A 20,961-nucleotide genomic window follows, 5' to 3' on the forward strand; every position below is an offset into this window, starting at 1 on the left:
CCATTATGATGTCTGCTTCAGTGAGAGTTTGATCAAACCAGTACTTAGCCTGTCAGAGTCAGCACGCGCGGATTGCAGTTTTAGGGAAGAAGATGGGGGAAATTTGCTTAATGATGGATGCGTAACCTGGAAAGCATGTCTATCCGTCGCATAGATATGCGACGGATTAAATCTTTTAACTAATTTTTTAACTCATCGCTCAATTGGCGCAACAATTACGCACCCTTAGCTGCAGCCAAAACACCTTCCGCCTGCTCATCCGCATGATATGAACTGCGCACCATCGCGCCGACTGCGGCATGCACAAAGCCCATTTTGTAAGCTTCAACTTCGTACATCTTGAACGTGTCAGGATGGACGTAGCGGCGCACTGGCAAGTGATTGCCGCTAGGCATCAAATATTGGCCGATTGTCAGCATGTCCACATCGTTGGCGCGCAGATCGCGCATTACTTGCAGTACTTCTTCGTCGGTTTCGCCCAAGCCAACCATGATGCCGGATTTGGTTGGCACGTTGGGATGGAGTGCTTTAAAGCGTTTGAGCAAATTCAGCGAGTAGTCATAATCTGAGCCCGGACGTGCTTCTTTATAGAGGCGCGGTGCGGTTTCCAGATTGTGGTTCATGACGTCCGGCGGTGCGGCGTTCAGAATCTCTAGGGCGCGATCCATGCGACCACGGAAGTCGGGCGTCAGGATTTCGATACGGGTATTGGGCGACAACTCACGCACGCGACGGATACATTCGGCAAAGTGACCGGCACCGCCATCGCGCAAATCATCACGGTCAACGCTGGTAATGACGACATAGCTCAGACGCAACGCCGCGATGGTTTTTGCCAGATTTTCGGGCTCGTTGACATCCAGAGGATCGGGGCGGCCATGGCCTACGTCGCAAAACGGGCAGCGACGGGTGCATTTGTCACCCATGATCATAAAGGTCGCCGTACCTTTACCAAAACACTCACCGATGTTCGGGCAGCTGGCTTCTTCACATACGGTCACCAGACTGTTGGCGCGCAGGATGTCTTTGATTTCATAAAAACGGGTCGTCGGTGATGCGGCTTTGACGCGAATCCAGTCCGGCTTTTTCAGGCGTTCAATGGGAATGATCTTAATCGGAATCCGGGCGGTCTTGCTGGCACCTTTTTGCTTCTCTAACGGATTGTAGGTTGCGGAAGGGGCGGGTTCAGCAGCAGGCAGCGGTGTGGTTTCGGTTGTCATAATATTAGCAATTTGGGGTCATGAAGCATCAACTGAGGCGTGCAATCAATTTGTGAGCGAGTACTAACTGTACCGCAGGCAGAGAGGCATTAACGCCGAGGGTTTTCATATCAACGGTCGCCAAACCTTTATAACCGCAAGGATTGATCCAAGAAAAAGGCCTCAAATCCATCGCTACATTGAGCGACACGCCGTGATAGGTGCAGCCGCTGGCGCGTATTTTCAAGCCGAGCGCTGCGATCTTGGCCCCTTGACATGGGCCAGAGGCGATGTATATGCCTGGTGCTCCTGCCTTGCGCTCACCAAGCAGATTATACGCTGCGAGCGTCTCTATCACTGCGTCTTCAATGACTTGCACAAATTCTCTGGCAAAAAGCCGACTTTCGGGACGTTTACGGCGCAGGTCGATTAATAGGTAAACGATAACTTGACCCGGACCATGGAAAGTGACTTCACCACCCCGATCCGTCTGGATCACCGGAATATCATGCGCCGCCAGCACGTGGCTGGGATCCGCCGCCAGCCCGAGGGTAAAAACCGGTGGATGTTCGACGATCCACAGCTGATCGGGTGTATCGGGCGTGCGCGCAGCGGTAAATGCACGCATGGCGTCAAAGCTGACTTGATACGGTTCGAGACCACGCTGAAGAATTTCTGGAGGAGGGGGTAAGGGCATGTTCGGTAGTGTACCGAAGATCCAGCGGTGCGGAAAGGTTGGGCAAGTTTTCAGGCAGTAACGAACGAGACAGACGAATTTTTGCAATCAGGTAGACGCCACTCTTAAAGATTATAGTTTTGAGGGTGCAACGCACCAGGCACGTTGTTTGCAATTGCTACCCTGCTAGTGTGAACAACATTTAAAATAACGCCAAAGTGCCGATTTTGCGTTAAAACCGACAAAATTGGTCACCGGGTTCGTAATTTAATGTTCGTGCTTGCTATATGGAAACTATTTTGAATAATTTACGCCAGGAATTTATTGCATTTTCGGTCGCTTCCGGTGTCTTACGGTTTGGTGAGTTTGTGACCAAAGCGGGACGCACGTCGCCGTACTTCTTCAATGCGGGTTTGTTTAATGAGGGCGGAACGCTGGCGCAGTTAGCGCAGTTTTACGCACGAACGCTGCTGGACTCCGGGGTTGAGTTTGACATGCTGTTTGGACCTGCTTACAAAGGCATTACGCTAGCCTCTGCAACCGCCGTCGCGATGGCGGCAGAAGGGCGCAATGTCGCATTTTCGTACAATCGCAAGGAAGCCAAAGATCACGGCGAAGGCGGCACCATTGTCGGCGCCAAGCTGCAAGGGCGCGTAGTGATTATCGATGATGTGATTTCTGCCGGTACTTCGGTGCGCGAATCGGTGGCAATGATACGTGCGGCCGGAGCGACTCCTTGCGCGGTATTGATTGCGCTGGACCGGATGGAGCGATCAGGTAAGGATGACGCACTTTCCGCAAAATCGGCAGTGGATGAAGTCGGCCGCGAGTTCGGCTTGCCCGTGATTTCGATCGGCAATTTGAATGACCTGCTGACTTATATTTCTGCTGCCAGTGCCGATCCGCAATTGGCGCAGTATAAAGATGCTGTGGCGGCCTACCGCACACGGTATGGCGTGAACTGAATGTGTATTGGGACCTAAGCAATACCTTTTCTGTGGCGTTGGGCCGTGGTTTTGACAGCAGATGACGCGTCGCTTCGCAATTGATCAGGTGTCGCGGCATCAGTCTGCTCAGGTGGGACGCAGATTATTAAATAGGGATATTAATTTAAGACATTCAATTGTGGATAAGCGTATGAGCTCAGGCACAAAAAAAAGATTACCGACGTTGCGAACGCCGTGCGTCCCCGGTGCGTCAGGACTGCGGTGGCTGCCGTTTCTTACTATTGTGTGGATTGCCTTGCTCCCCCGGGCGGTGATGGGTCAGATTTATTCTTGCAAGGACGCTGCGGGACGGACGATCTCCTCCGACCGTCTGATGCCGAAATGCGCTGATCGCGCCACGCGTGAATTTAGTAACACTGGCATTCTTAAAAGTGAGATTTCTGCGCCACTCAATGCGGAGCAAAAACGTCAGCTTCAAGTGCAGGAAGAAAAACGCCATACCGCTAACATTCTGCTGGAAGAGGAGCGGCAACAGGGCCGGGCCTTGCTGGCGCGCTATCGGAGCGAAAATGATATTGCAACCTCGCGCCAATATTATCTGACCCTGTCGAAAGATACGATTAAACGTGATCAAGAATGGATACTGGACGCCGAAAGACAGCTAAAAGAAGCCCAGGCCGAGACCGAATTTTATAAAAATAAAAAGCTCCCTTCCGCGCTTAAAAAGCGGTTGAACGATGCACAGACGGCTATTAACGATGCCCGTCCGGACATGATCGAACATCAAAATGAAATCGGCGGGATCAATACGAAATTTGACGCTATGCTAGCGCGTTACCGTGTCTTGAGGGGCAATGCGCTTTCGGCTACCAGTCGGTGACCGTGTATCAATGCCGACGTTTCGGTCGGCTTTTTCTGTGATTTCCCTTGAGGGAGTCATGTATTGTTTGCACAATCTTTAATCTCAATTTTTTCGCATTATCGACGCACTCGGACGCAGCATCACCGTTCAGATGAGCATGACGCACGACGCATCGCCTTCATACATCCCAACGAATTAGCCTGATTAAATCAAATTAGAAAATTATTTCGCTCATAGCACTTTCGTTCTTGTCCTAATGACAGGCGGGTGAAGCGGTGATATTTTTAAGACTAGTCATAAGGTAAAGGTGTGTTTTTTTAGGATTATTCCGCGTAATTACGATTTCTGCCCAAGATGTCATCAGCACGCCATTATTTAGCTTAATTACCTGCAACGGTACAAGCAAATCAGCAAATCGTAGCGACAGGTCAGACACCGTTACAGCATCAAACTTCCAAAGGAAATAATGGCGATTATTAATTCCACTTCGGCGTCCTATGCTACTTTTCCTGCTGCTGCTCCTCCTCACTCTGCTTCTTGCTCTGCTCCTCAATCTACAACTACTTTTGCAACTTGTGCCTTGCCCGACGCGGCTACCAAACTGAGCGCCTATCCGTCATTGCGTCAACACTTCAACGGCTGCTTCACTTCTCCCAGGCCCGTGCCAGGCGGAGGAAATTCTGTTCATTCGAAGCCGCGTCATCTGAATCGACGACAACTAAGCGCTATTAGAGATCGTGAGATAGCAGCACGAGATGCAGATTTACGCGCGATAGACTGGCATTTTTATTCCGGCATTGACCAGGACATGCGTGCAGTACCGGCACCTGGGTGGCCGACAATATCGTCGGCGTGTGTCAGTGTTTTTTCTTCTTTCACGCCACTGGCCATCTGGACAGCTATTCGGACGCACAACGGCTTTGAATTTCCGCAAGTGGCCAAGCCCAATGGTCCATCGTCGACGCGCATTCCGACCCCAGACACTGCCTATAGAGGTGAATATGTTGCGTCTGTTGGCAACAATAACGCAGCACCCGGGGCCTCAGAGTTGCCCCCAAGTTTGCCCACGAGGTTCCCTACACTAGGCGATGTCGTAACCAGCCTTGTAAACTGCGGGCAAAAAATAGGTGATGCGCTGCCGTACTGGCCTGCATCATTGCCGACGGCTTCTGCCGAGGTTAGGGCATATATGAACCCATTGGGAGATTGGCGTCATCAGAAAGTCGGTGCACAACCTCTGCTTGTGCCCGCAAGCATCGCAACGGCTACTACGACAGCGTCTCTTCCGGTACCCTCCGGGCATCCTCTTAATTTCGGTCAATTGCCCGTAAAAGGCCCGCTCTGGTCTTCCATAGTTCAGGAAGCGAGCATAAAAGGCGTCATTGCCTATCAACGCTGGTCCGTGGATACTCCTCAGGACGACAGGCTTAAGGGGATAGCAACCGAACGCCCCAGTGATCCCACCCTATATGTTGATCAACTGGTAGACGCTTTTAATTCGGTATTGCCGCGGCAATTGGGCGCTCCCGGTCTGGTCAATCCGTATCAGTTTTCAGTGTTGAAATATGCGATACAAAATCAGTTACCCTCGGGCTTTGGTGATGGTGCGCCGATTGACCCGGCGCGGCCACAACCCGCGCAATTACAGGCAGCGTTGCAAGCCGAGGCCGCACAGCTGTTTTTCAATATACTCGGAGAGATTTCCGAATCCGTGAGAGCAGAAGCTTTCCGAGGATTGATTCGGGAACGCATACAGATTGTGCTGGAAAAAAACCCTACGTTAAAGGCATTCCCAGCGCTCATTGATCGCATCAAGGCAGAAATTATTATGGAACTGGGCCACCTGCTCCCCGCGCTTAATGACGATGAGCGTGCCACGCTGAACACGCTCACAGGCTGGCTTGTGGAGGCCGAGGCAAGTATTATTGATCCTTTGCTTAGCTCCCAAATAAACCTCAGGCGCTGTGATTTTGGTCAAATGCGTTATGAAAGCGATGATGCTGCATTAATGCGTATCGGCGCCGCTTTTATTAATCAGTTTCCCGCCAAATCCAAGGTGAGGCTGACGCCCCAGATATTGCGAGAGGTAGCACTATATGGTTTGATGGATGTTGATCCCGAGAATTGGCCGCCAGCCGTTAGCGCCGCTTTGTTGCGACTCGGTGATACGTTGGCTAGAGCGGATGCAAGTCAGCCTTTCGGAAGTGTTGCTGATCGGACGCGGGCCGCATTAGCATTCGTGATCGAGCCTGAGATGGAAGGTATCCGGCGATTGCAGAAGGTGGAAATACTGGAAAAAGAGTATCTTGCAAAGGTGAGTGATCAGAGTAGCAGCGACGGTCTGCATCAGCAGGAATCGCAGGCGGCGTCACGGGCACTTAATGCAGGTAAATTTGAAGTGTATAGTTTTGGTTTGGAGCGGCTGCCATCTAAGGACCGCGCCATCATCCTAGAAGCTTGCCACAAAAATCAGCTAAAAGTCTATATACCCAAAGCGATTTTATATGATGGCATGCATAATGGTGTCGGGCATAAAGCCTCCTTTAAAGCCGTTTCTGGTCTTATATTAAGAACCGGACCGTTGGGATCCGAAGACGACGCCGAGTATTACGCGTTCTCCCAAGGGCGTGCCTGGGGTTCATCGGTGATTTACAAAGACACGCGAAAGGTAAAGAAGGCTGGTGGAATTCTCCCATATTTGCGCAAAAACCATGCCGCCTTTACGAGTGGGATTAGTTTTTCAGAGCAAACAAGGTTTGAGACCGAGGTCATGGAAGTTAAGGCCAAAAACCTGGATGGCATTGCCCGTGCCGTAAGTGACCTGCAGGGCTATCCCTCAGAGTTAAATAAAAAATTGTTCAACCGGCCGCCATCTTCGGCATCGCCGCAATTATCCGAAAGCAAAGAGCCAGAAGATATTTTCCATTCTGATATTCTTTTACTGGGCGAAGTTTTTTTTGGCTTTTTCCCCGGGGGAGCTTGCTTAATCGCTGCCGTGGATATAGCCGCAATGATCTTTGCGCCAGGAAAAACAGATGCCGACCTGGCAGCGCAAGAAATCGCGTTAGGAATAGATGGGGCGTTTTGTGTCTCTGGAATGCCAAACATAGGGTCTACACGCACCTTCGTACAGTCTCTCCGCCCCGCTTTCCGTTACTCCTCCTCAAAAAAATTCGCCGCAGACAAAGTCTTAAAGGGAAAACTCGAAAATCCGTCCGAAGCAGGCCTGGCATTTGGTTTGTTTGAGGGGGGTGTAAAACCAGCGGCGGCGAGTGAACACGTTGCTACCGCGCCAAACGACTTAACTTTCATGACCGGGATAAGCGAATTTTTTGATCCTTCTCCATTGAAGGCAAGCGCATATCCTGACATTATTTTACTGCACGAAAATGCGCTTAACATACCGCCCAATCTGGTCCCTGAGGGCGCTATACAAAAATCGGAGGGAGGCCCGGTATATCTGGTACTGAGCGAACGTGACGCGGCAAAAAGAGTGAGTTATATGTGGAACGAGGCAGAACGACAGATGGAGCGACAGACTCCCCAATGGCTTATGTCTTATGGAAAATTCATGGATCGCGATCCGAAGGTTTTGGCTTTGTTCACCGAAGCATTGCCTCAGCGTTTGTCGTCAATGCATATTGCTGACAGGCTATATGACAATAAATGCTTTAGGGCGCTCCATCAGCAACCATATCATAGTCATCTTTCTTACCCACTGCCGGAGGCAGAGCGCGGTGTTTATACCATCGGAAAACAACGCTACCTGAAGCATGAGAACCGATTTTACTTACTGGCAAATACGCTTGAACTGACTGCGACCGAGCGCATTGTGGGAGAGAGGATGCCGGAAGATTTACAACTTGATGTGTACTTTGACGGCACCGCGTGGCGTATAGCGGAAACGCATTTGATTACGCCTGTATTATATCTTCCGGAGAGCGTCACCACGTTTGAGGGTGCGCTAAAAGAGGGTTTTAATTTACCCGAAGGATGGGAGGCGACCGGGGCCTACATTGACAACAACAACAGCGAACAATTTATTTTTAGTTTTAAGGATAGTGAGGGGAATACCGTATTCCGCCGCGGACCGAACCAAAAAAATGCGCTTGACACAATAGCACCGGAAGAGTTGGACGTAACTTTATGCAACAGGATGCGGCGTTCTCCAGTCAATGTAATTCAGGCGGGTTGCGGCACGCTGGGATCTCCAATCGCACCGCTTTCATCCCGGGCCAGGCGCAAAGCGGCAATGGATCGCATTGTTGTAATGGACGTTGAAACGCGTCCCTTCTATGAACGCTGGCCTTTGCGACTTGAAGTCGCGCGTGATATTGAAAAAATTAACAATTTGCTTGAGAACACCCCAGGACTTGAAAGACAGCTCAACGGCTTAATCGACCGCATGAAAATTAAACCAACATTAGACTTGCCAGAGGTCATCCAGAAGATGCAGTCCATGATACAAAGACCAGAACGCCGAGCTGTGCCTGTTGAGATGTTGAGGGAGGTGTCAGACTTTTGGGGGAAAGTCGACGCGCAGATAATGATCGAGTCTCTTGGCGGTTTCCATGCCAATGCTTTGGCAGTACGTGAGACGTCCCGCTTAGGGCAACAGATTAGTAAAAATATGCGTACTTATAGCAAGTTAGGGCGCACCTATTCTGAAAAAATGATTGAGTTGAATGCGCTGGATAACGCTTACAAAAATGAATTCATCACGCAAAAGCAAAAGGTATCGACCCGACTATGGAGAATGGTATTTAATTCGGTGATGAGATCACGCTTTATCACTACCGGGGACTGGACATTCGAGGTAGCCGCCAAAGGTATCACAGAAATACGCGGTAAATTTGGCGAAGAGGTGGCGCATGATTTTAGCGCTGTTTACAGCAAAAGCCATATATTGGCGAGAGACATGGTGCAGTGGTCGGAGGATAAAACCGGCACATTCTGGAAGCGATGCGCGAAGTATTTTCATGTTCCTGAAGAGCCGTCACCGCTTGCGCTCAGTGATTTGGTAGAGGCAGTCTCCATATTCGGGACTTCCGCGCATCCCGACAACATGGGTAAATTACGCATCGTTAAACCAAACATGAGTCCAGACGGGAATCAGTACCGATTCAACGTTAAAGAACAGGCGCAAGGTGTTGTTCAGGAAGCATCATTGTTTGGGAATGCGGTTGCCGCTTTCACATTTCAGGGCGGTAAGCGACGGGGTGAGCTTTTTGTGACAACCACAACTTTTTTAACGCCGACCGTGAGTATTTCTGAGTTGCGGCAAACCCTGCTGCACGAATTATCGCATTTGGCCATTCCGAATTGCGCAGAGGAAATTTATCTTGATGCCGCCCGATCCAAGTATGGCTACCTCCCCGCAGGCGCATTACGTCATCAGGCTGATGTGTTACTTGAATCACCCGCGGCTTTTTTGAAGTTCGCAGAGGATATCCCGTCAGTAAAACAAAACTTCCTAAAGCATTGTATAAATGTGATTCCCGAGTTTATGAAAACCCATTTTCCTGAAGGCATTGCAGACGGCAATGTCGATACGGACTCTTTTGCACAGTTTGTCATTGCCCTTTATAAAGGACCAGCCCATATAAAAATCAAGGCATTCCTGATGCCAGATTTCTTTGTCGGATTGCTTGAGGACATGGCAGAAGGGCTCCCCAACACAGCAGGTGACGCGGGTGTCGGAGCGCAGGCAAGACCCAAGCGAGAAGAGACACTTAATGACTTCTATACCCCGATGCAGAGACTTCTGGTGCGCGATGCGTTCCGTGAGGGGAGACGTAAACGAAATAGTTAATATGTAGTGGTTGTTTTTTTGCGCCACATCGCGCGGCGCATGATACATCGCCGTCAGACGCCTTGACCAAATGGCTTCGTCTCCCCTAATCAAAAAAGTACTCCGCAAATAACTTTCGTTCTAGTCCTAGTGACAGGCGATGGGCGCAGTGCTATTTTTGAGACTTGTCGTAAGGTAAAGGTGTGTTTTTTTTAGGATTATTCCGCGTAATTACGATTTCTGCCCAAGATGTCATCAGCACGCCATTATTTAGCTTAATTACCTGCAACGGTACAAGCAAATCAGCAAATCGTAGCGACCGGTGACACCGTTACAGCATCAAACTTCCAAAGGAAATAATGGCGATTATTAATTCCACTTCGGCGTCCTATGCTACTTTTCCTGCTGCTGCTCCTCCTCACTCTGCTTCTTGCTCTGCTCCTCAATCTACAACTACTTTTGCAACTTGTCCCTTGCCCGACGCGGCTACCAAACTGAGCGCCTATCCGTCATTGCATCAACACTTCAAAGGCTGCTTCACTTCTCCCAGGCATGTGCCAGGCGGAGGAGATTCTGTTCATTCGAAGCCGCGTCATCTGAATCGACGACAACTAAGCGCTATTAGAGATCGTGAGATAGCAGCACGAGATGCAGATTTATGCGCGATAGACTGGCATTTTTATTCCGGCATTGACCAGGACATGCGTGCAGTACCGGCACCTGGGTGGCCGACAATATCGTCGGCGTGTGTCAGTGTTTTTTCTTCTTTCACGCCACTGGCCATCTGGACAGCTATTCGGACGCACAACGGCTTTGAATTTCCGCAAGTGGCCAAGCCCAATGGTCCATCGTCGACGCGCATTCCGACCCCAGACACTGCCTATAGAAGTGAATATGTTGCGTCTGTTGGCAACAATAACGCAGCACCCGGGGCCTCAGAGTTGCCCCCAAGTTTGCCCACGAGGTTCCCTACACTAGGCGATGTCGTAACCAGCCTTGTAAACTGCGGGCAAAAAATAGGTGATGCGCTGCCGTACTGGCCTGCATTATTGCCGACAGCTTCTGCCGAGGTTAGGGCATATATGAACCCATTGGGAGATTGGCGTCATCAGAAAGTCGGTGCACAACCTCTGCTTGTGCCCGCAAGCATCGCAACGGCTACTATGACAGCGTCTCTTCCGGTACCCTCCGGGCATCCTCTTAATTTCGGTCCATTGCCCGTAAAAGGCCCGCTCTGGTCTTCCATAGTTCAGGAAGCGAGCATGAACGGCATTATTGCTTTTCGGCGCTGGCCAGCCGATTTTGCGCAGGATATAAGACTCAAAGGAATCGCATCCGAACGCCCCAATGATTCAACGCTAGCTTTGGATCAACTGATAGAGGCTTTCGATTCTGTCATGCCACGGATAATAGGTGCTTCGGCGCTGGTCGATCCGTATCAGTTTTCAGTGTTGAAATATGCGATACAAAATCAGTTACCCTCGGGCTTTGGTGATGGTGCGCCGATTGACCCGGCGCGGCCGCAACCCGCGCAATTACAGGCAGCGTTGCAAGCCGAGGCCGCACAGCTATTTTTTAATGTTCTCGGGCAAATTTCAATATTAGCGGGCGCTGAAGCCTTTCAAAAATTAATCAGCGAGAGGTTGCAAATTGCGTTGGTGAATAACCCGACGATGAGGTCGCTCCCCGCGCTTGTTGATCGCATTCAGGCAGAAATTATCAAGGAACTGGATCGCCTGATCCCCACGCTTGATGCGGGTGGGCATGCCACGCTGCATAAGCTCGCAAGGTGGTTTGTCGAGGCCAGGTTAATTTCTATTGACCCATTGTTTAGCTCCAGAATCAACCTTAGGCACCTTGATTTTGATCACACGCGTTACGAAAGCGATGACGCCGCATTGATGCGTATCGGCGCGGGTTTCATCAATCAGTTCCCCGCTAAATCCAAGGCGATGCTGACGCCTGAGATATTAAAAGAAGTAGCTTTGCATGGTTTAATAGATACGGACCCTAGCCATTGGCCGCCAGCCGTTAACGCGGCCTTATTGCGCCTGTATAAGACGTTCGCCGCTACCGATCCTGGCCAGCCTTCCGGCACCGTTGATGAGCGGATGAAGGCTGCCATTGCCTTCATGATTGCGCCTGAGATGGAAAAGATCCGGCGGCTGCAGGCGGTCGAAGTCAAAGAAAAAGAGTATCTCGCCACGGTGAGTAATCCGAGTAGTGACGAAGGTCTTCACCAGCGGGAAGCGCAGGCGGCGGCGCACGCCCTTGCTACTAGTAAATTTAATTTATATAGCCTTGGTCTGGAGCAGATGCCATTAAGGGACCGCCAAAACATCCTCAACGCCTGCCATAAAGATCAGCTAACAGTGTATCTGCCCAGAGCGATCCTATACGATGCCACGCACGAGGGCGTCGCGCATAAAGCTACTTTCAATGCTGTGTCCGGTCTTATCTTGCGAACTGGCGCACTCGGCACTGAAAAAGACGCCGAGTATTATGCGCTCTCTGAAGGACGTGCCTGGGCCTCCCCGGTGGTCCACACAGTCACGCAACCAATACGAAAAGCGGGCGGGATAAACCAATATGTGATAAAAAACCATGCAGCTTTTACAAGAGGTACCGGTTTTTCTAATCAAACCAGATTTGAGACCGAGGCCGTGGATATTAAGGCCGCAAACCTGGACGAAATTGCCCGTGTAGTGAGCAGCCTGCAAGGCTATCCGTCAGAATTAAATAAAAAATTTCACAACCTGTCGCCTCCGCAATCAGAGGGTCCCACGGGGGCAGAAAAATTTTTTCATTCCACGATTTTTTTATTAGGAGAGACCTTTTTTGGCTTTCTCCCAGGGGGGCCTTGTTTCATCGTCGCCGCGGACATCGCTGCAATGGTCCTCGCGCCAGGAAAAACAGACGAAGAAAAAGCAGAGCAAGTAATGGCATTCGGAACAGATGGATTATTTTGTGCCAGCGGCATGCTTAAGGCCGGGTCAACACGGACACTCATACGTTCTTACCGCCCTCTTATGCGTTACATGACTCCAGAAAAATTCGCTGCTGATAAGGTCTTGAAGCAGAAATTAGCACATCCGTCCGAAACGGGCGTGGAGGCTGGCTTGTTCACGGACAGGGGAAGGCCTGTGGAGAGCGCACACTTTGCTACTGCGTCAAAAGACTTACCTTTCATGACCGGTATTAGCGAATTTTTTGATCCTTCTCCAATAAAAGCAAGCGAATATCCCGACACTATTTTACTTCACGAAAATGCGTTAAACATACCGTCCAATCTGGTTCCCGAAGGCGTTATACAAAAGCCGGAAGGAGGCCCGGTATTTTTGGTCCTGAGCGAGGTTAAGTCCAAAGAAAGAGTGGGTTATATGTGGAACGAGTCCGTAGGACAAATGGAGCGACAGAGCAAAGAATGGCTTAACTTCTATGAAAAGTTCATGGATCGCGATCCGAAGGTTTTGGCCTTGTTCACGGAAGACTCTCCGCATCGCTTATCGTCAGCGTATATTTCAGACAGGTTATACGACAATGAATGCTTTAACACGCTCCATCAGCGGCCATACGACAGTCATCTTCCTTACCGGTTGCCGGAGCCGGAGCGCGGTGTCTATACCGTCGAAAAGCAACGCTATTTGAAGCACAAGAACAAATATTACTTATTGGCCACTACGCTTGAATCGACTGCCACCGAGCGCATTGTGGGAGAAGGGATGCCGGAAGATTTACAACTTGATGTGTACTTTGACGGCACCGCGTGGCGCATAACGAAAACGTATTTGATTACGCCAGTATTAAACCTCCCTGCGAGTGTCACCTCTTTTGAGGGGGCGCTAAAAGAGGGTTTTAATTTACCAGACGGATGGGAGGCGACCGGAGCCTACATTGACAACCACAACAGCGAACAATTTATCTTTTCCTTTGAAGATAGGGAGGGGAACATCGTCCATCGGCGCGGACCGAATCGAAAAAATGCGCTTGAAACATTATTGCCGGAAGATTTTGACGAAAAGGGATGCAATAAGGTGCGGCGTTCACCAGTTCATCTAACTTCGGCAGCTTGCAGTACGCTGGGATCTCACATCGTACCGCTTTCGTCCGGGGCAGTACGAAAAGTGGCAAGAGATCGCATTATTGCGATGGATGTTGAAACGCGTCCTTATTATGAGCGGGTGCCTCTGCGGCTTGAAATTGTCCGTGATGTTCAGAGAATTAATAATTTGCTCGAAAAAAATCCAGAACTTGGTCGACGGCTCATGGGTTTAGTTAGCGATATGAGAACCAAACCAATATTGGACTTGCCCGGTGTCATCCTGAATATGGGGTCCTTGATGCAAGGACCTGCACACAGTGCGGACCCCGTTGAGAGTTTGATGAAGGTGTCAGAGTTTTGGGAGAAAATCGCGGCGCAGATAACGGTCAATTCTCCCGATGGTTTCCATATCGGTGATGAAGTGGTGCACGAGGCGTCCAGGCTAGGTCAGCAGCTTTGCAATAACTTGCTGTCTCATAGTGACTTGGGACGCATATATTCTAAAGACGTAAGAGAATTGAATTACTTGGATAAGGCTTACAGAAAAGAATTCATCACGCAAAAGCAAAAACTGTCGACACGACTTTGGCGCACGGCGCTTGGGTCCGTGAACAGATCACGCTTCATGGCTATTGATGAGTGGACCTTCGAGTTAGTCGCTAAAGGACTTCCAGAAATACGCAGTAAATTCGGTGAAGAGGTGGCGCATAAAATGAGCGAAGTGTACAGCGACAGTCATGAACTTGCGGGAAAGATAAGGGATTGGTCGAGGATTCATCCCGACTTATTCTGGAAGCGATGCGCCAAGTATTTTCATGTCCCTGAAGAACGGTCTCCGATTTCCGAAAATAAGTTGATGGAGACACTTGCCACATTCCGGACTTCCGCGCATCCCGACAACATGCGCAAACTACGCGTCATCAAGCCATTAATCGGTCCAGACGGGACGGAGTACCGATTCAATGCGGAAGAACATGCGCAAGGTATTGTTCAGGAGTCATCGCTGTTTGGGAATGTGGTTGCCGCTTTCACGTATGAGGAAGGAAAACAACGGGGTGCGCTTTTTGTGACGACCACAACATTTTCAACGCCGACCATCAGTACCTCCGAGTTGCCGGAAACCCTGCAGCACGAATTATCACATTTGGCCATCCCGAATAGTGCAGAGGAAATTTATCTTGATGCCGCCCGATCCAAGTATGGCTACCTCCCCGAAGGCGCGTTGCGGCGTCAGGCTGACGTGTTGTTGGAATCACCCATGGCATTTTTAAAGTTCGCAGAGGATAACGTGGCAGTAAAGCCACGTTTTCTGGCACATTGCATGGACGTGATTCCCGAATTTATGAAAATCCATTTTCCTGAAGGCATTGCAAACGGCAACGTCGACACTGGCCGTTTTGAACAGTTTCTCTTTGCCCTTTATAAAGGACCAGCTCATATAAAAATCAAGGCATTCCTGATGCCAGATTTCTTTGTCGGATGGCTTGAGGACATGAAAGAAGGGCTCCTCGACACAGCAGGTGGCTCGGGTGCCGGCGCACAGGCAAGACCCAAGCGAGAAGAGACACTTAATGACCTTTATAACCCGATGCAGAGACTTCTGGTACGCGATGCGTTCCGTCAGGGTCGATGTGAGCGAAAGGGGTGATATGCGTTAGATGTTGGAGAGGGTTTAAACGATGCCCATTCAGAAATGATCGAACAACTAAATGAAGTCGCCGGGCGAATCCTCGGGAATTAACAATACTACGCTAATACTATATTCGTTCTAGTCCTAACGACATACGCGGGGAGCGGTGATATTTTGAGACGCGTCATAAGGTAAAGATGCCAATTCAAGATTTCTAGCGCAGTTTTGCTGACTGCGATTTTTGTTGAAGATGTCGTGAGTATTCGTTTTTTTAATTAATTCCTGGGAGTAAATACCAGGAAACTGGTATCCGTTGAGGCCGGTTGGGCCTCCTCGTCAACCTTTCCTAGGATGGTCATGGCTAATTCCAGTTCCGTTTCGGCGTCTTGTGCCACCACTTTTTTGTCTCATTCCACTTCCCCTTCTTCCTTTGCAGCGTGTTCTGCGCCGAATAAAGCGGGTACCAGGCCAAGCGCCTATCCGCCTTTGAGTCAGAATGTCAAAGCTTGTCGCAGCTCCCCCAGGCAGATGGCAGACCGAGGACATTCTGGCAATGCGAAGTTGGCTCACCTAAATCGTAAACAACGAAAAGTCATTAAAGACCGTGAGCGAGAGATCGCGATAAAGACAGAAGAGGCCGGGTTAAGAGAAATAGACCGGCAATTCTATTCGGGCCTTGACCAGGACATGCGCGTAGTACCAGCGGCTGGCAAGCCGACCATATCTTCAGCGTGTATCGGTGTTTTTTCTATGCTCAGGCCAGCGACGATCTGGGCAGCAATTCGGGCGCACAACGGCCTTGAATTTCCGCCAGTGGTCAACCCCATTGGTCCATCGCCGACGCGGACTCAGGCTCCAAGCGCGGCCTGCAGAAGGGAAAATATTGCGTCTATAGGCAACGATAACCCCGCATCCTTGGTATTAAAATTGCCCTCCTTTAGTAATATTGGAAGCAGCATTTTAGAATGCGGGCAGAAAATAGTTAACGCGCTGCCGTTCTGGCCAGTAATACTGCCGACTGCTTCTGCTGAAGTCCTGTCAGATATTAAACCATTGCGAGATTGGGGCCATCAGAAAGTCGGTGTAAAACCTCGGCACGGGGCTGCAAGCATCGCAACAACTACTACAACAGCGCCCAATCCGCCGCCCTCCGAACATCATTTTAATATCGAGACAGCCTTTGTAAAAGGACCTGCCTGGACGCCTATACTTCAGGAGGCGACGCTGAAAGGCATCATTGCTTTTCAGCGCTGGTCCCCGGATCTGGCGCCGGATGTGCGACTCAAAGGGATAGCAACTGAACGACCCAACGATTCAACGCTGGATTTTAATCAACTTGTCGATGTTTTCCAATCTATATTGCCGCGGTTAACGGGTACTCCCGTTCTAGTCAATCCGTATCAGTTTTCCGTGTTGAAATATGCGATACAAAATCAGTTTCCTTCCGGCTTTAGTGATGTGGAGCCGCTTGACCCGGCGCGGCCACAACCTGTGCCATCGCAGGCAACGCTGCAAGCCGAGGTTGCACGGATCTTTTTCTGTGCGCTCGGGCAAATTTCGGTATCCGTGGGAGCGGAAGCCCTCCGAGGATTGATCCGCGAAAGGCTACAGATTGCGTTGGCTAACAACCCTGCGCTGCGGTCATTGCCAGCGCTCGTTGATCGCATCAAGGCAGAGATTATTGAGGAATTGTTCCAACTGGTCCCCTCGCTTGACGCCCGCGAGCGTGCCACGCTGAATAAGCTGGCAAAATGGTTTGTCGAGGCCAGGTTAATTGCTATTGACCCCTTGTTTAGCTCACGCATAAACCTTAGACACACTGATTTTGGTCAAACACGTTATAAAAGCGCTGAGACCGTATTGATGCGTGTCGGTGCCGGTTTCATCAACCAGTTTCCTACCAAATCCCAAGCCATGCTGACGCCGGAGATATTGCGAGAGGTAGCATTACACTGCTTGATGGATATGGATTCCAAAAACTGGCCGCGAGCCGTTGGCGCGGTTTTGTTGGACCTGGGAAATGCACTGTCAGGAGTGATCCCTGGCCAGCCTTCCGCAAGTGTTGCCGATCGGAAGCGGGCTGCACTTGCCTTCCTGATTGCGCCGGAGATGGAAAAAATTCGGAGGCTGCACACGGTTGAGGCGCTGGCAAAAGCGTTGCTTGCCAAGGTGAACGATCAGAGCAATGAAGACGCTCTTCACCAGCAGGAATCGGCGGACGCATCACGGCTCCTTGCTGCAGGTAAATATAGTTTATATAGCCTTGGTCTGGAGCGGATGCCGTTAAGGGACCGCCAAAACATCCTCAACGCGTGCCAAAGAAATCAGCTAAGGGTCTACCTGCCCAGAGCGATCTTATCCGATGGTGTCGCGCATAAAGCTACTTTCAATGCGATGTCAGGACTCATCTTGCGCACCGGTCCGACAGACGTTGAAAAAGACGCAGAGTATTATGGATTCTCCGAAGCGCGTGCCTGGGCCGCCCCGGTGGTATACAAAGTCACACAACCAATACGTAAAGCGGGCGGGATCAATCAATATTTCAGCAAAAACCATGCAGCTTTTACCAGTGGCATTAGTTTTTCTAATCAAACCAGATTTGAGACCGAGAGCGTGGATATTAAGGCTGGAGACTTAGACGAACTTGCCCTAGAGGTAAGTGATCTGCAGAGTTATCCCTTGGAATTAAATAAAAAATTTAGCAACCTGTCGCCTCCGCAACCAGAGGGTCCCACGGGTGCAGAAAAATTCTTTCATTCCAAAATTTATGTTTTAGGCGAAACCTTTATTGGTTTTCTCCCATGGGGGCCTTGTTTCATAGTCGCAGGGGACATCGCAGAAATGATCTTCGCGCCAGGAAAAACAAACGCCGAATGGTTTGAGCAAGAAATTAGGACGGTAACAGATGGCATGTTTTGTGCCACCGGCATGCTTAAGGCCGGGTCAACACGTGCTCTCATACGTTCTTACCGCCCTCTTATGCGTTACATGACTTCAGAAACATTCGCCGCGGATAAAGACTTAACGGAGAAAATCGAACAGCCGCACGAAGCAGACCTGGAGTCTGGTTTGTTCGATGAGAATGTTGAATCAGCAGCGGCCACGGCGAGTGCACACTTTGCTACCCCGTCAAAAGACCTGCTCTTTATGACCGGTATTACCGAATTTTTTGATCCTTCTCCATTGAGGGCAAGCGAATATCCCGACATCATTTTAATGCACCAAAACGCGCTAAACCTACCGTCCAATCTGGTCCCCGAGGGCGTTATACAAAAGTCGGAAGGAGGCCCGGTATTTTTGGTCCTGAGCGAGGTTAAGTCCAGAGAAAGAGTGGGTTATAGGTGGAACGAGGCAGTAGGACAAATGGAGCGACAGAGTAACGAATGGCTTAGCTTCTATGAAAAGTTGATAGATCGCGATCCGAAGGTTTTGGCCTTGTTCACCGAAGACTCTCCGCATCGTTTATCGTCAACGTATATATCTGACAGGTTATACGAGAATAAATGTTTTAGCAGGCTACATCAGCAGTCATACCATAGCCATATTCCTTACCTGCTGCCGGAGGCTGAGCGCGGTGTCTACACCATCAGACAGCAACGTTATCTGAAGCACGGGAACAAATTTTACCTACTGGCAAATACCCTTGAGTCGACTGCAACCGAGCGGATTGTGGGAGAAAGGATGCCGGCAGATTTACAACTTGACGTGTACTTTGACGGCACCACGTGGCGTATAACGAAAGATTATTTGATCACGCCTGTTTTAAATCTCCCTGAGAGTGTCACCTCGTTTGAGGGGGCGCTAAAAGAGGGGTTTAATTTGCCACACGGATGGGAGGCGACCGGAGCCTACATTGATAACCACAACAGCGAACAAGTTATTATTAGTTTTAAGGATAGTGAAGAGAACACCGTATTTCGCCGCGGACCGAATCAAAGAAATGCTTTCGAAGAATTAAGTAAAGAGGATTTTGATGAAAATCAATGCAATAAGGTACGGCGCTCACCGAGTAACTTCCCTCAGGCCAGTTGCAGTACGCTGGGCGCGCACATCTCTGCGCTGTCGTCCGAGGCTGCGCGGACTGCCGCATTAGATCGCATTGTTACGCTGGATGTGGAAGCGCGTCCTTATTATGAGCGCGAATTTTTGCGACTTTACGTCGTGCGTGATGCAGAAAAAATTAGGACTTTGTTCGAGAAATACCCCGGACTTGGACACCAGTTCTTCGCTTTAATAAGTCGTATGGAAAGTAAACCAACATTGAACCTGCCGGAGGCCATGCAGAAAATGGCATCCGTGATGCAAGGCCGCGGTGCTGTCGCTGTTGACGCCTTGACGAAGCTGCCAGAATTTTGGGAAAAAGCGCAGGCGCAACTATTAGTCAATTCCGCTGGCAGGTCTAATGTTTATGATCCGGCGCTACACGAGTCTGTCAGGTTAGGGCTGCAATTTAGCAAAAATTTGCGGTCTTACAGTAGCCTGGGACGACAGTACTCGGAAAAAATAGGCGAATTGAATCGCCTGGATAACGCGTATAACAATCAATTTATAAAACCCATGCAAAAACTGTGGCCGCTTCTTTGGAGGAGGGTAATAGGCCCTGTGATGACATCACGCTTTATCAATTCTGAAGGTTGGACATACGAGTTAATCGCGAAAGGCATATCACAAACACGCACCAAATTTGGTATGGAGGTGGCGCATGAAATAAGCGCTGTTTACAGCGAAAGTCATGAACTTGCGGGGCAGATGATGGATTGGTACGATCTTGACCCCGACGCTTTCTGGCAGCGTAGTGCCAGCTTTTTTCATGTTTCTAATGAACGGTCGCCGATAGGCGAAAGTGATTTAGTAGAGGCGGTGTCAAAATTTGAGGATGCCACGCATCCGGTTAACATGGAGAACCTGCGCGTTATCGCTCCGTCAGTCAATCCAGAAGGGACCCAATATAAATACAATGTGGAAGAACACGCGCAAGGCATTCCTCAGGAAGCATCGCTATTTGGCAATTCTGTGGCCGGGTACACGTATTTAGGAGGCAAGCGCCAGGGTAAGCTTTTTGTGACGACTACAACATTTTTATCCCCGACCGCTGGCACCGCCGAGTTGGGAGAAACCCTGCAGCACGAATTAGCCCATTTGGCCGTCCCGGACAGTGCAGAAGAAATTTATCTTTTTGCCGATAGATCGAAGTACGGACACTATTCTACGGGTGGCTTGCGTCGTCAGGCGGACGTGTTACTCGAGTCGCATGCAGCATTTTTGAAGTACGCAGAGTATCATTCCTCGGTTACGGGAAACTTTCTGAAGCACTGTATGGATGTTATTCCGGAGCTTACGAAACGTCATTTTCCAGAAGGAATTTCGGAGACTAATATCGATATGGGCCGCTTTAAGAAGTTCTTAATTGCACTTTATGAAGGACCAGCGCATATAAAAATTAAGGCATTCCTGATGCCAGATTTTTATGTTGGATTGTTTCAGCATATGGCGCAAGGACTACCTAAACTGAAAGGCGCGGGGGCAGCAGAAGCCGGAGCAGAGTCGAGGCCGCAGCGCGATGCGCCGCCAAAAGACTGGTATGCCGAGATGCTGCGATTATTGGCGCGCGATGCGTTTCGTTCGATCATACCCGAACCGAAAAAGTAATACGCATTGGTCGCATTAATTTAAGCAGATCAGATTTGTAGTCTATTTTTGATTGTGGCACCCATGCTAAAACTTTTTTCTTGCACAACGAACCTCATCGCAAACGGGCCAGCAATTATATTGAAACTTATCGATTCAATTGCTGGTCATCCGTTGCCCATTGCC

Annotated in this window: 7 protein-coding genes; 5 read left to right on the top strand and 2 right to left on the bottom strand. The window is 49.8% G+C overall.

Features of this window, described 5'->3' with window-relative positions:
* Positions 1–215 precede the first annotated feature (215 nt).
* Together lipA and lipB are read right to left on the bottom strand one after the other, a co-directional pair.
* Complete coding sequence (lipA, locus tag HAV38_RS16100; protein WP_168056386.1) at positions 216–1,220, bottom strand: lipoyl synthase; 1,005 nt, start codon at positions 1,218–1,220, stop codon at positions 216–218.
* 28 nt (positions 1,221–1,248) lie between these two features.
* Entirely contained in the window at positions 1,249–1,896 is a 648-nt protein-coding gene (lipB, locus tag HAV38_RS16105; RefSeq protein WP_168056387.1) for a lipoyl(octanoyl) transferase LipB, read from the bottom strand.
* Between the two features lie 278 nt (positions 1,897–2,174).
* Between lipB and pyrE the strand changes: the two genes are divergently transcribed.
* The 5 genes from pyrE to HAV38_RS16130 all read left to right on the top strand — a co-directional run bounded on the left by pyrE (position 2,175) and on the right by HAV38_RS16130 (position 20,796).
* On the top strand, positions 2,175–2,840 hold the full coding sequence (pyrE, locus tag HAV38_RS16110) for an orotate phosphoribosyltransferase (RefSeq protein ID WP_168056388.1): 666 nt from the start codon (positions 2,175–2,177) through the stop codon (positions 2,838–2,840).
* Positions 2,841–3,012: 172 nt separating this feature from the next.
* Entirely contained in the window at positions 3,013–3,702 is a 690-nt protein-coding gene (locus tag HAV38_RS16115) for a hypothetical protein (RefSeq protein WP_168056389.1), read from the top strand.
* A gap of 448 nt (positions 3,703–4,150) precedes the next feature.
* Positions 4,151–9,496, top strand: coding sequence for a hypothetical protein (locus HAV38_RS16120; RefSeq protein WP_168056390.1), 5,346 nt, complete (start codon positions 4,151–4,153; stop codon positions 9,494–9,496).
* 338 nt (positions 9,497–9,834) lie between these two features.
* Entirely contained in the window at positions 9,835–15,165 is a 5,331-nt protein-coding gene (locus tag HAV38_RS16125; RefSeq protein ID WP_168056391.1) for a hypothetical protein, read from the top strand.
* Positions 15,166–15,834: 669 nt separating this feature from the next.
* Positions 15,835–20,796, top strand: a complete 4,962-nt coding sequence (locus HAV38_RS16130; RefSeq protein ID WP_168056392.1) for a hypothetical protein — start codon at positions 15,835–15,837, stop codon at positions 20,794–20,796.
* Positions 20,797–20,961 lie beyond the last annotated feature (165 nt).

The sequence above is a fragment of the Glaciimonas immobilis genome (assembly GCF_011947285.1).
Classification (GTDB): domain Bacteria; phylum Pseudomonadota; class Gammaproteobacteria; order Burkholderiales; family Burkholderiaceae_D; genus Glaciimonas; species Glaciimonas immobilis.